General features: G+C 65.4%; 10 protein-coding genes. 4 read left to right on the plus strand and 6 right to left on the minus strand.

The window, feature by feature from the left end; genetic code table 11:
- The first annotated feature begins 161 nt into the window (after positions 1 to 161).
- Both NE850_RS23730 and fumC read left to right on the plus strand, forming a co-directional pair.
- Positions 162 to 1838, plus strand: a complete 1677-nt coding sequence (locus NE850_RS23730; protein ID WP_007180937.1) for a phospholipase D family protein — start codon at positions 162 to 164, stop codon at positions 1836 to 1838.
- 14 nt (positions 1839 to 1852) lie between these two features.
- A complete protein-coding gene (fumC, locus tag NE850_RS23735; protein ID WP_165186747.1) occupies positions 1853 to 3253 on the plus strand; it encodes a class II fumarate hydratase in 1401 nt (466 codons plus the stop codon).
- A 142-nt stretch (positions 3254 to 3395) separates the two neighbouring features.
- Here fumC and NE850_RS23740 read toward each other — a convergent pair whose 3' ends face one another.
- The 4 genes from NE850_RS23740 to NE850_RS23755 form a co-directional block, all read right to left on the minus strand.
- On the minus strand, positions 3396 to 3902 hold the full coding sequence (locus NE850_RS23740) for an acyl-CoA thioesterase (protein WP_011489428.1): 507 nt from the start codon (positions 3900 to 3902) through the stop codon (positions 3396 to 3398).
- Positions 3903 to 4050: 148 nt separating this feature from the next.
- Positions 4051 to 5178: a GlxA family transcriptional regulator gene (locus tag NE850_RS23745; protein WP_007180934.1), complete on the minus strand. Its 1128-nt coding sequence runs from the start codon at positions 5176 to 5178 to the stop codon at positions 4051 to 4053.
- Positions 5178 to 6434 (minus strand): MFS transporter, encoded by a 1257-nt coding sequence (locus NE850_RS23750; RefSeq protein WP_310699462.1) that lies wholly within the window; start codon positions 6432 to 6434, stop codon positions 5178 to 5180. The genes NE850_RS23745 and NE850_RS23750 overlap by 1 nt, the downstream gene beginning before the upstream one ends.
- A gap of 137 nt (positions 6435 to 6571) precedes the next feature.
- Complete coding sequence (locus NE850_RS23755; protein WP_007180932.1) at positions 6572 to 6715, minus strand: hypothetical protein; 144 nt, start codon at positions 6713 to 6715, stop codon at positions 6572 to 6574.
- 223 nt (positions 6716 to 6938) lie between these two features.
- On the opposite strand from NE850_RS23755, the gene NE850_RS23760 reads away from it, so the two are divergent.
- The gene (locus tag NE850_RS23760) at positions 6939 to 7652 is read left to right on the plus strand and encodes a helix-turn-helix transcriptional regulator (RefSeq protein WP_007180931.1); all 714 of its coding nucleotides are present in this window, start codon (positions 6939 to 6941) and stop codon (positions 7650 to 7652) included.
- Between the two features lie 207 nt (positions 7653 to 7859).
- Positions 7860 to 10460 carry a DUF6600 domain-containing protein gene (locus tag NE850_RS23765; protein WP_165186751.1) on the plus strand — a complete coding sequence of 867 codons (2601 nt, stop codon included), beginning with the start codon at positions 7860 to 7862 and terminating at the stop codon, positions 10458 to 10460.
- A 104-nt stretch (positions 10461 to 10564) separates the two neighbouring features.
- Here NE850_RS23765 and NE850_RS23770 read toward each other — a convergent pair whose 3' ends face one another.
- Complete coding sequence (locus NE850_RS23770) at positions 10565 to 11536, minus strand: thymidylate synthase (RefSeq protein WP_007180929.1); 972 nt, start codon at positions 11534 to 11536, stop codon at positions 10565 to 10567.
- Positions 11537 to 11808: 272 nt separating this feature from the next.
- A complete protein-coding gene (locus NE850_RS23775; RefSeq protein WP_007180928.1) occupies positions 11809 to 13203 on the minus strand; it encodes a sigma-54 dependent transcriptional regulator in 1395 nt (464 codons plus the stop codon).
- Positions 13204 to 13616: the final 413 nt, after the last annotated feature.

The raw sequence follows: 13616 nt of genomic DNA on the forward strand, positions 1-13616 counted from the left end.
TAGCGTTGCGCTGCGCCGCGTCGCACCACGCGAGCAACAGGCGGGAGCAACAAGCGGAGCAACGAAACCCGCCAGCCTGATTCCCCTTAGAATGCATTTCTCGACAGCGTGAGCCATTCACGCGCTGCCGCCATGAGAAGTCTGCAAACCAGGGGAAAAGCGTGCCGTCGTATCAAGATCAGAACCGGACCGCACTACAACACAAGTGCGCGTTCAGCACACCCCGGCGTAGTTTCGCCTGGGGCACAACGAGACATTTCTTCCTGCTGTGTTGCGCAACGGCATTTTTGACCGCCTGCGCTACGAGGCCGCCCGCCACCGCATTCGAGCGCCACGTCACTCACGCACTGCCCGTCACGGAAGCCACACCACTTCGCACAGCACTCACGCCGGTCGAAGCCGCGCATCCGGATCAGTCCGGTTTCCGGGTGCTCGCGAACGGCACCGACGCGTTGCAGATGCGCATTGCACTCGCGCGCGCGGCGACCCGAACGCTCGACATGCAGTACTACATCGCCAACGAGGACACCACCGGCAAACTGCTGCTCGGCGCCGCGCTTTATGCGGCCGATCACGGCGTGCGGGTGCGCATGCTGGTCGACGATCTCAACTTCAAGGACATCGACCGCGTAATGGCGGGCTTGAACTCGCACGAGAACATCGAGATTCGCGTGTTCAATCCGTTCGGCAGTGCGCAGCAAGGCGTGTTCGAACGCACCACGAACGTGTTCACGCAGATCGGCCATTTCACGCGCCGCATGCATAACAAGGCGATGATCGCGGACAACCAGCTGGCGATCGTGGGTGGCCGCAATCTCGGCGACGAGTACTTCAGCGCGAGCGAAACGCTGCAGTTCCGCGATCTCGACGTGCTGGCCGCCGGCCCGATCACCGCCGACATCTCAGCGAGTTTCGACGACTACTGGAACAGCAGCATCGCCTATCCGTTGCGCGTGCTGAACAAGCAGAAATTCGACGCGAAGGAACTGGACCAGACACGCGACGAGTTGCGCCAGCACTGGCGCACCAACGCCGACCCGTACAACGCGAAGCCGCTGAACGCCACCCCGCTCGCCTCGCAGATCGCCAAAGATCAGCTCGGTCTCACGTGGGCGCCGGCCGAGTTCAAAGCGGACCTCCCGGAGAAGATCGTCCACCCGTCGCCGGATTACGTGAGCCCGCCCATGCAGCGGCTCGGCGAATTGATGCGCGACGCACAGAAAGACTTCCTCGTCATTTCGCCTTACTTCGTGCCGCATGAAGCAGGTGTGAAAGCGGCCGGCGAGCTCACGCATCGCGGCGTACGCATTGCCGTGCTGACGAATTCGCTCGCCGCCACCGACGCCGTCGCCGTGCAGGCCGGCTACAACCCGTTTCGCGTGCCGCTGCTGCAACAGGGCGTCGAGTTATACGAATTCAAGCCGGAGCAGCACATGCCGCGCGTCGGCTTTACGGGCTCGCGTTCGCGCGCCAGCCTGCATGCGAAAACGTATGTGATCGACCGGAAGATTCTGGTGATCGGCTCGATGAACCTCGACCCGCGTTCGGCCAATCTGAACACCGAACTGGCGTTGGTGATCCACAGCCCCCCGCTCGCCGACCAGGTCGCGCAAATCTTCGAACGCGCCACGGCGCCCGACGAAAGCTATCGCGTCACGCTCGCGGACGAAGCGCAGCTTGCCTATCTGCGCTCGATCGGCGCACCGCTCTCCCCGCTCGTGTGGACCGACGTCGAAGACGGCATGCGCCGCACCTACATATTCGATCCCCAGGCCGGTTTGTACCGGAATGCGCTAACAGGTCTATTCTCCCTATTGCCCGTCAACGCAGAACTTTGAAAGCGGAGTTGAACATGACTGAAGACGTACGAATGGAGCGTGACACGTTCGGCGAAATCGCCGTGCCGAACGCTCGTCTATGGGGCGCGCAAACGCAGCGCTCGCTGCAGAATTTCCGCATCTCGACCGAGAAGCAATCGCCCGAACTCATCACTGCGCTGGCCGTCATCAAGCGCGCCGCCGCCGAAGTCAACCTGGACCTCGGCGTGCTCGACGAGAGCAAGGCGAAGGCGATCATCGAGGCCGCCGACGAGATCATCGCCGGCAAGCACCCGGATGAATTTCCGCTTGCCGTCTGGCAGACCGGCTCCGGCACGCAGACCAACATGAACCTCAACGAGGTGATCGCGAATCGCGCGAGCGAGCTGCTCGGCGGCGAGCGCGGCGAAGCGCGCAAGGTGCATCCGAACGACGACGTGAATCGCGGCCAGTCGTCCAACGACGTGTTCCCGACCGCCATGCACGTGGCCGCGGCCTACGCGATCGTCAAGCATCTGCTGCCGGCGCTGAAGACGCTGCGCAATACGCTCGACGGCAAGGCGAAAGCCTTCGTCGACATCGTCAAGATCGGCCGCACACACTTGCAGGACGCCACGCCGCTCACGCTCGGCCAGGAGTTTTCGGGTTACGTCGCCCAACTCGACCAGGGCATTCGTCACGTCGAATCGGCGCTGCCGCATCTGTACGAACTCGCGCAGGGCGGCACCGCGGTCGGCACCGGTTTGAATGCGCATCCGCAGTTCGCCGGCAAGGTGGCGGCGGCAATCGGCAAACTGACCGGCTTGCCGTTCGTCTCGGCGCCGAACAAATTCGAAGTGATGGCCGCGGCCGACGCACTGGTGTTCGCGCATGGCGCATTGAAGACGGTGGCGGCGAGCCTGAACAAGATCGCCAACGACATCCGCTGGCTGGCCAGCGGCCCGCGCTGCGGTCTCGGCGAACTGTCGATTCCGGAGAACGAGCCGGGCAGTTCGATCATGCCGGGCAAGGTCAATCCGACCCAGTCCGAAGCGCTGACAATGCTGTGCGCGCAGGTGTTCGGCAACGACGTCGCGGTGAATATCGGCGGCGCGAGCGGCAATTTCGAGCTGAATGTGTTCCGGCCGATGATCGCGCACAACGTGCTGCAATCAGTCCGTCTGCTCGCCGACGGCGCGCACAGTTTCAACGACAACTGCGCGGTCGGCATCGAGCCGAATCACGAGCGCATCGATACCCTGCTCAACGAATCGCTGATGCTGGTGACGGCGCTCAATCCGCACATCGGCTACGACAAGGCCGCGAAGATCGCCAAGAAGGCGCACAAGGAAGGCACCACGCTCAAGGCGTCGGCGCTTGCGCTCGGTTTCGTCACCGAGCAGCAGTTCGACGAATGGGTGCGCCCGAAAGACATGGTCGGGCATTCGGCGGCGTGATCGGCCGCATCACCGCGTCAAGGGACGTTGGAGTCAAGTGACAAGGCCAAGCTGTTTCGAGCCGCCCAACGTGATTTGAAGACTGCCGGCCGCGCGAACACAATATTCGCGCAGCCCGGCGAACGGCGCCTTCGGGCGCCGCTTAAACTTTCCCCTGCGCCACTTCTTCCGGCTTCAATTCGACGATCGCATCGAGCGCTTCCTTCACATCGATCGCGTATTTGGCGAGGCGTTTCTGTTCGTCCGTCTCCGGCACGAAGGCCGGCACGGGCACGGGCTGACCGTTCTCGTTGACGGCGACCATCACGATCAGACAGTCCGTGGTTTGCAGCAGCTCGCCGCCCTTCGGGTCGCCCGCCTGCACCGACACGTGAATGTGCATGCTGGTGCGGCCCGTCGCCACGACCCGGGCGCGCAACTCGACCAGATTGCCGACCAGAATCGGCCGGCGAAAACGGATGTTGCCCACGCTGACCGTCACGCAGTAGCGCCCCGACCATACCGCCGAGCACGCATACGCGGTCTCGTCGATCCACTTCATCAACGCGCCGCCATGCACCTTGCCGCCGAAGTTGACCGAAGTCGGTTCGGCGAGAAAGCGGAAAGTGGTTTCGGAACGGTCCAGCGGCGCTGCGGAAGGGGTGCTCATCTTGACTCCGGTCAATCGGATGCATTGAAAGGAGGCGATTATACGAGCGCAATATTGACCTCGTCGCGGCCAAATGCACGGCGCGGTGAAATCCGGCGAAACTGCCGACAGGGCTTATTGACGAGGCGCTACCGTTTGACGTCCGCGGTCAGTTCGCCTCGGCGAATTCGCAAGCGGTCTCGCCTGGCGACGCGCCCGCCGACATGAAACGCTCCCGATAATCGAGCGGCAGCACGCCGAAACGCCGCAAAAACGCCCGCCGCAAGTTCTGTTCGCTGCCAAAACCGCAGTCGAGCGCAATCCGCTTGAGCGGCCGGCGCGAGTCGGCGAGCGCCCGCGAGGCCGCTTCCAGCCGCAACGCCGCGACGGTTTTGGCCGGCGTGCGGCCGACCTCGTCGACATAGCGCCGTGCAAAAGTTCGCGGGCTCATCCGGGTTCGCTCGGCGAGCCGCTCGACTGACAGGTCGTCGCGCAAATGCGCCGCCATCCAGCTATGCAGGGCCTCGAACGGACCGTCCGCCGAGGCCTGCGCCGCCAGCGCCGCGCTGTACTGCGACTGGCCGCCCGGCCGCTTCATGAAGACCACCAGCCGCCGCGCCGCCTGCATGGCGACCGCGTGGCCGACGTCCTCCTCGATCAGCGCCAGCGCCAGATCGATGCCCGCCGTCACGCCCGCCGAGGTCCAGACCACGCCCTCGCCTTCACGGCGCCCCACGTCGCGGATAAAGATCGGGTCGGCGTCCACCTGGACGTTCGGAAAGCGGCGCGCTAGCTGCGAAGCGTCGCGCCAGTGCGTGGTGGCGCGGCGGCCGTCGAGCAGCCCGGCCGCCGCCAGATAGAACGCGCCGGTGCAGACCGAGCACACCCGCCGCGCCCGCGGCGCATGGCGTCCGATCCACGCGACCAGTTCCGGTTGCAGCGTGCAGTGTTCGTCGACCGGGACGCCGGGGATGATCAGCGTATCGATCGGCTGATCGTCCAGCGAATCGAGCCGCTCGGTAACGATCGGCAGGCCGGGAAAAGTTTGCAGTATGCCGCCGTCGATCGAAGCGACCGTCGTGCGGTAGGCCACGGGTTGCGGCAGGCTACCGGCCGAACCCGTGGCGTTAGCCGGTCGGCCGGCGCTCGCATGTTCGGCATCGTTCACACCGCGGGCGGCAGCGCCGGCCATCCCGGCGACGGTCAACTCCGCACGCCAGAACGCCTCCAGCGGCCCGCATGCATCGAGCAGCACCAGATCCGGCGCAACCGCGAAAACAATATGACGCGCTGCCATCAGGACACTTCCTCCATTACCTGCCGCTTGCGCGACCACGCGTAGCCCAGCGTGGCGAGCGCCGCCGCCCCGAGCAGCGGAAATATCGCGGCGTTGATCGTCGCCCAGCCGAAGCGGGCCAGCAATTGACCCGCAAACAGAGAGCCCAATGCGGAAAACGCAAAAGTCGTGAATTCGCTGGTCGCCTGCGTCTTCGCGCGCTCCGACGGCCGGTACGATTGCGCGAGCAGCGTCGAGCCGCCGACGAACATGAAATTCCAGCCCACGCCGAGACAGGCGAGCGCCGCGTAGAAATGCGGCAGATCGGTCGAACGCAACGCAAGTACGCCGCACGCCGCCGACAGCGCGATGCCCGCGCCGATCACCGGCAGCACGCCACAGCGTTTGATCAGGCTCGCGGAAAACAGCGACGGCGCGAACATGCCGACCAGGTGCCACTGGATGATCGCCGCGCCGTCGCCGATCGTGTGGCCGCAAGCGACCGCGGCGATCGGTGTGGCGGTCATCACGAACATCATCACGGCGTAGCCGAGCGCATTGTTGGCGAGCGCCGCCGCGAAGATCGGCTGCCGCACGATTTCGCCGAGCGGCCGCGCCGCGTCGTGGCGCGCCGCCGTGCCAACAGCCGGCGCCGCGTCGCGATACAGCAGCGCCAGCAAGGCAACCGACACAAGCCCGAAGCCCGTCACGAGCGCATACGAACCCGCGAACGCGACCGGCGCCAGCCAGTCCTTGCTCCACGCGGCGAGGAGCGGCCCGCAGACGGCGGCCACCACGCCGCCCGCCAGCACCGTGGAAATCGCGCGGCTCTTTCCTTCGATGCCGACCGCGTCGGCGGCGGCCAGCCGGTAGTACTGCGCGAACGCCTGAAAGACGCCGACCGTCGCCGTGCCCGCGCAGAAAACCCAGAAACTCTGATGAAAGATCGCCCACACGGAAACCGCGCCGCCGAGCGCACCGACGCCCGCGCCGAGCACGAAACCCGCCCGGCGGCCAATGCGCGCCATCAGAAACGACGCGAAGATCGTCGTCAGCGCGGCGGCGACGGTGATCAGGGAGAACGGCAGCGTCGCGAGCGCCTTGTCGTCGGCGAGCGTGTAGCCGACGAGGCCGGTCAACGTCAGATCGATCGATACCGATGAGGTGTACAGCGCCTGGCACACGGCCAGCACGCACGCGGCGCGCCGGCCATGCGGATCGGCATCGTGCAGGCCGGTGGAATGGGCGGGAACGGCGGACGCGGCGGACGGTGGCATCGATAGTTTCCGGGCGGCGGAAGTAAGATGACCCGATCGTCACATGGGCGCCGTTGGCAGAGATGACAATGATGCATCAATTTCTGCCAGCCGCTGTGGTTGTCCTGCGGATTTCTGTGGAAGCGCTGGCCAGCCGTCTATTTGCGGACAGTAATGCCTTCGTCGATCGTGCCGTACATCGTGATGCTGCCGGTGCCCGCGCCCGAGCCCGAACCGGTGCCGCCCTGCGCGCAGGCGCTGATCAGCAGGGCTGCGGCAATGACGGCAAGAAAAGTTTTCATGACAGCGTGTTCCCAAAGACAGACTTCAATTCTAGCCTGGCGGACCTGCGCGGCACCGAAGCGCGGGCAGGGATGGCCGCCGTCCCGGCCGGGCTCAGTGCGTCTGCCGGGTTTCCGTAACCGCTGCATTCGACAGTTCACGCTAAGCTGAAACATCGAATCGCGCAGCCCGATACAGTGAGCTTGCAGGGCGCTTTGTCCGCGCCGCTCCAGGAGACCTCAGATGACCGCCACCCTCGCAGACGAGCAGAACCATTTCCCCGGCCTGAGCCGCATCGGCGCGCTACTCGCCGACCCCGGCCGCGCCGCGATGCTGTGGGCGCTGATGGACGGCAGCGCCCGCCCGGCCGGCGAGCTGACGATGATCGCCGGGCTTTCGCCGTCGGCGGCCAGCGCCCATCTCGCGCGCCTGACCGACGGCGGCCTGCTCGCGCTCGAAGTGCGCGGCCGGCATCGCTATTTCCGGATTGCGTCGCCCGACATCGCCGCGTCGATCGAAGCGCTCGCCAACGTGGCGCAGGTCAGCGCGCCGCAGCGTCCCGTCCCGCGCCCCGCGCGCACCGTGCCGCTGGACATGCGCTACGCGCGCACCTGCTACGACCATATGGCAGGCGAATTGTCGGTGCGCGTGTTCGAGCAACTGATCGGGGGCGGCCTGCTGACGCTGCACGGCACGTCACTCGAAGCCACCGTCGAGGGCGCCGCCCGCTTCGCCGGCTGGGGCATCGACATGTCGGCGCAGAAAAGCCGGCGACGCCGCTTTGCCTGCACCTGTCCCGACTGGAGCGAGCGGCGTCCGCACCTGGGCGGCGCACTCGGCGCGGCGCTGCTCGACTCGTGGTCGTCGCACGGCTGGGTCGAACGCACGGAACGGCCGCGAATCCTGCGCATTACGCCAGCCGGGCATCGTCATTTCGATGCGTTTCTGGCCGCCTGACGCGTGGTTCGCTGCCTGACGGCATGTTCGGGAGATTCCCGATCGGCTGACGACTCGCCTTGTCGGAACTCTGATCGGGACCTTTATTGAGACCTTTTGTTACACGCTCGCCAGTGAGCCTTACAAAAGTGGGGGCCTTGAAACAAACGCCGCAGGTACAGTGACTGGACGGATGCCGCAAGATGCCGCGTCCGTCGGAGATAAATCATGAGAACAGTCACCCCACACCACCCTTCGAGCCGCCGGGTCACCGGCTATACGCTGATCGCAGCCGCCGCGTTCCTGTTCGCGGCCCAGGCCACCGTGGCGCAGGAAATCGGGGAAGCGCCTCAGAATGCGGCCGCCACGCAGAACACCGACCCGCCCGGCCGCGTCGCGCGCCTGAACTACACGGCGGGCGCCGTGACCACCGAACCGGCCGGCGCTACCGACTGGTCATACGCGCAGATCAACCGCCCGCTCACCACCGGCGACCAGTTGTGGAACGATCAGAACGCCCGCTCGGAGCTGCACATCGGCTCGACCGCGGTGCGCCTCGGCCCGTCCACCAGCCTCGATCTGCTGAATCTCGACGACAGCAGCGCGCAGCTCAAGGTCGCCCAAGGCACCTTGTCCGCGCGCGTGCGCGAACTCGCGCCGGGCTCGTCGTACGAAATCGACACGCCGAATCTCGCGCTCGGCCTGAACGGGCCGGGCGACTATCGCGTCGACGTCGCGCCGGACGGCAGCAGCACCACCGTCACCGTGCGCAGCGGCAGCGCGACGGTATACGGCGACAACGGCGAGGTGCCGGTCGCAGCCGGCCAGCAGGTCCGCTTCGGCGGCACCACCCTGCAGCAACTGGCCGACAACGGCGCCCCCGGTCTCGACGGCTTCGATCAGTGGGCCGCGAGCCGCGATGCCGCCGAAGACCGCTCGGTGTCGGCGCGCTACGTGTCGCGCGACATTCCCGGCTATCAGGATCTCGACGCGAACGGCACGTGGCGCAGCACGCCGCAGTACGGCGAAGTGTGGGTGCCGCGCGCCACGCCTGCGGGCTGGGCACCGTATCACGACGGCCATTGGGTGTGGCAGGCGCCGTGGGGCTGGACTTGGGTCGACGATGCGCCGTGGGGCTTCGCGCCCTACCACTACGGCCGCTGGGCTCAGGTGGACGACGCGTGGGCATGGGTGCCGGGGCCGGTCGCGGTCAGCGAGCCGCCTGTCTACGCGCCGGCCCTCGTCGCCTTCGTGGGGGGCGGTGGCGGCGGTGTGAACTGGGGTGTGGATCTGGCGATCGGCGGAGTTGTCGCGGCCGGCGTCGCGTGGTTCCCGCTCGGCCCGGGCGAGCCGTGGCATCCGCATTGGGGCGGTCACGATCACTGGAGCCCCGGTTACTACAACCGCGTGAACCAGACGACGATCGTCAACAATTACAGCCGCAATGTGAATGTGACCAACATTCACAACACGTATATCAACTACCGCGCGCCGGGCGGCGTGACCGCAGTGCCGGCGACGGCCTTCGTGCACGGTCAGCCGGTCGGACGCTTCGCCCAGAAGGTCGATCCGCGGCAATGGCGCAACGCGCAAATCAACCCGGGTGGGCCGGGAATCGCGCCGGTGCGGGAAAGCTTCGGGCCTGGCTTGCGCAACGCGAATTACCGGCCGTCTGCGGCCGTGACGGCCCGGCCGGTGGTGGCGACGCGCAGTCCGGCGGTGCCGGCGGCTTACCACGACAGTCTCGCGCAACGTTTCGCGCAAAGCGGCGGACGGGTGCCGGGCGCCGGTCAGCCTATCGTGCGAACGTCGGTGCCGGCGCACATGGCGGGTGGCCCGAGCGCGCTGCCGGTGCAGAACGTGCGGGTCGTGCAGTCGCATATTGCGGGACGTGCGCCTGGCATCGCGGCGGGTGCGCCAGGTGCACCCGGTAGACCTGGCGGGATGCGGCAGGCGGAACAAGCGCCGCAGCGGCCGGGGGAAGCGCCGCATGGCGGCGAGCCGCAAGCGCGGCCGGGCGTGCCGCCACAAGTGGCTAACCAGCGTGAGCAGCCCGGTGAGATGGGGCATCCTTCGAACGGGGTGCCGCGTCCGCCGCAAGTGAATGGCGGCAATGCGGCGGCGCTGGCGCCGCAGCAACGCGGTATGCCGCAGGCCGGTCAGCAGCAGGCCGGCCAGCCGCCGGGCGTCAACGAACGCCACGAGCCGGCCTGGACGCAGCCGCACACACCGATGGCTCAGCAGGCCCAGCAGCATAGCGGTCCGCAGCAACAGGCGGGACGGCCGGATCTTGCGCCGCCGCCTCGCGCGCAGCCGCAGGCAAGAGGGTCCGAGGTAGCGCAGCAGCCCGGCACGCAACAACACGGCGTGCCGCATCCCGCGGAGAACCCGGCGATGCAACAGCAGCAGCAGGCGCGGCAGCAGGGGTTTCATCCGCAGCAACAGTCGCAGTCACAACCACAGGCCCAGACGCAACATCAGCCCGAGCCGCAGGCGCCTCGTCCAACTGAAGTCCAGGCGCAGCAACAACCGCGTCAGGAATACCATCCGCAGCCCATCCAGCAGCCGCGTCAAGAACCTCGTCCTGAGCCGCGCCCGCAGCAGGTGCAGCAACAGCCCCGGCCGGAATTCCATCCGCCGCCGCCGCAGCCGCGTCAGCAGCAGGCGCAGCAGCAACCGCGGCCGGAGTTTCATCCGCAACCGCAACCGCAGCAGCCGCGCCAGGAACCTCGCCCGCAGCAGGTGCAGCAGTCGCGTCCTCAGGCGCAGCCACAGCACGCCGAACAGCACTCGGGCGGCGGCAATCGCGACGAACATCACAAAGGCTGAGCGCGTCGTTCCGTCGAGGCATGCTGGCATGCATGAAAAAACCCCGCGATTCGCATCGCGGGGTTTTTTTATACATACGGACCGGGCAGCCCGGCAGTTGACGCTCAAACGGCCATCGGCGCCGTGAGCGGATCGTGATGCCGGTAGCCGACCAGCGAGAAATCCGCCGGCTCGATCTTTTCGAGCCATTCCGGCTCGTACACGCCGGTTTTCGCATACTCGGGTACCCGGTCGGAAATCGCGAAAGCCGGGCTTTCATAAGGCTCGCGCGTGAGTTGCTGCTGCAACATGTCGAGCTGGTTCTCGTAGATATGCGCGTCGCCGATGAAATACGTGAACCAGCGCGGCGTATAGCCCGTCAGACGACCAACCAGGTGCAGCAACGCCGCGCCTTCGGTCAGATTGAACGGTGTACCGAGCCCGACGTCGTTGCTGCGGATGTACAGGCACAGCGAAATTTCCTTGCGCACCGCGTTTGGCACGAACTGGTAAAGCAGGTGGCAAGCGGGCAAAGCGATCTGGTCCAGCACGGCAGGGTTCCATGCGTGAAACAGAATGCGCCGGTCCGCCGGGTTCTGCATGATCGTGTCCAAACACTGGCGCAACTGGTCGATCGCCTTATAAAGCAGCACTTTGCGGCTGCCGTCTTCTTCGAATTCAGTCACCACCCGGAAGCCGCGTGCAGTCGCGTCGACAAGCTGCGCGCTCGCGTCTGCGTTCAACACTTTGTAGGCCGGCCACTGGCGCCATTGCACGCCGTAGACGTCGCCGAGATCGTCTGGCCCCTGGCGATAGGGATTGGCGAGCCACTGCGGATTCTGGTTGGCGTTGGCGTCCCACACCTTGCAGCCGAGGTCGCGGAAATCCGCGGCGCTGCGCGATGCGCGCAGAAACCCGACCAGCTCGCCCACCGCCGATTTGAACGCCAGCTTTTTCGTCGTAACCGCGGGAAAGCCTTGCTGAAGGTCGAAGCGCAACATGGCGCCCGGCATGCTGATGGTGCGGATGCCGGTGCGATTCTCCTGCCACGTGCCGGTGTCGAGAATCGTGCGGACGAGGTCGAGGTATTGTTTCATTCGGGTTCCTTCGACGCGGCGCCTGCCAGGTAGATCCGGGCGCCACGGAGATTGAGCGGAAAACCCGATTTTAACAAGCGCAGCCGGACGGCGCCCGGTCATGGCGCGCCGCCTGGAAAATATATCGCGGGAAAAAACGATCGGGAACGGGTGAACGGAGATCGCGCCCGGACGACGCGTAGCCGCTCACAGCGCGGCTAACGCGCTCTGAATCAATCATTCCCGAAACCCGTTTTACGAGCCCGCCGGAACCACACGGCCCATCAAACGATTCACAGATGCGGCACCGAAGCCGGCAAGTCGCCGTGCGGCGTGGCGAGCGGCTCGCCTTCCATGTGCCGCATGCCGTGCGAACACAGCAGCCGGTACAACGTGACGCGCGAGATGCCGAGTTCCTGCGCGGCGTCGCCGAGACGCCCGCGGTGACGCAGCAGCGCCAGCTCGATCGCCTGGCGTTCGGCCGCTTCGCGCGCCTGCGCGAGCGACACGGGCACGATCTCCACGTACTCCGCGAGCTCCAGATCGCGCGCCGTGATCGCGCGCCCTTCCGACATCACGATAGCGCGCCGCACCCGGTTGATCAGCTCGCGCACATTGCCCGGCCAGCCGTAGTTATGCAGCGCCGCGATCGCGTCCGGTGCGAAGCCGCGCAAGCGGCGGCTTGCATCTTTCTTGAAACGTTCGAGCATGTGCCGGGCAAGCAGTTCGATATCCTTACCACGTGCGCGCAGCGGCGGTTCATCGATCTGCAGCACGCACAGACGGTGATACAGGTCGGAACGAAAACGGCCTTCGATCATCGCCGCGGTCATATCCACGTGAGTGGCCGAGATGATACGCACGTCGACGTCGACCGCGCCGTGCCCTCCCAGCCGCTCCACTTTGCGCTCCTGCAGAAAGCGCAGCAGGCTCGCCTGACTTTCGAGCGGCAGGTCGCCGATTTCGTCGAGAAACAGCGTGCCGCCGTTGGCCGCTTCCACCCGGCCGATCTTGCGCTGATTGGCGCCGGTGAACGCGCCGCGTTCGTAGCCGAATAGTTCGGATTGCAGCAGATGCGGTGGAATCGCGCCGCAGTTGATCGGCACAAAAGGCGCATTGCGCCGTGCGGAGCGCTCGTGAATCGCCACCGCGGTCAGTTCCTTGCCGGTGCCCGATTCGCCCGAAATGAACACCGGCGCGTCGGTCATCGCCACCTTGCGGATCGAGCGGAACAGCGCGAGCATGGCATCGCACGAGCCGACCATTTCGCCTTCGGCGCCTTGCGATGCGTCGTTGGAAGCCGGCTCGCCCAAAGAAATCATGCCGTATGCATGACCCACCGAGTCGACGATCCTGTCGCCCGAATAAGGCACCGTCACATAATCGAAACAATAGTCGCGCACGAGCCGGCGCAAGGCGGCGTCCTGCAATTGGCCCGGCATGGTTGCCGCAACCCAGCCGACATTCGGCATGGTCAGGCACGATTCGAAGGCAGCGATTTCGTGTGGCTGAAAATCGCTAGACAGATCAAGCAAACCGCCCGCCGCCATTCCGGCGCGAACAGCCCGACGCACGTCGCGCGCCGACCCCACGACTTCGACGTGCCAGCCGCGCTGATGAAACCGAGTATTCAGCTCCGCGCTCGGATCGCGCGAAACGTAAATCAGTTGTCGCGTTGCGGGTTCCATTATTCAGATCCTCTCGTCAACGAACGTTAAGGATGACGCACGCACCTGAAACGAGTTCAGACACGCTGACTCATTCGGGATTCGCGAAATAGCAAAAACCGAACGGCCATTCCATTCCGTGCGGACAGCTGATCCCCAAGAAAGCGGCGTGTGTGTTTGAGACGGCCCGTTAGCAGGCTTTTTTAAATTTGAAGCTCTTTTTCGAGAGCTTACTATACGCGCGCCACTTGGAAAACAGTTATGCGAATTTAATCGTGCACCCTATACCCACTAAGGCTCTGCGGGCGATAACCAGTTATTCAGCCGACGAATAAAAGATTAGTGGAAGCGCTTTTCGTGGCGTAGACCCCGAGGTACTTCGTACCGCCCTAATTAACAATTCAAAGGTATTTCCTGCCTGTCGTTTCAACGCT

The sequence above is a fragment of the Paraburkholderia sp. USG1 genome (genome assembly GCF_031570135.1).
Classification (GTDB): domain Bacteria; phylum Pseudomonadota; class Gammaproteobacteria; order Burkholderiales; family Burkholderiaceae; genus Paraburkholderia; species Paraburkholderia dioscoreae.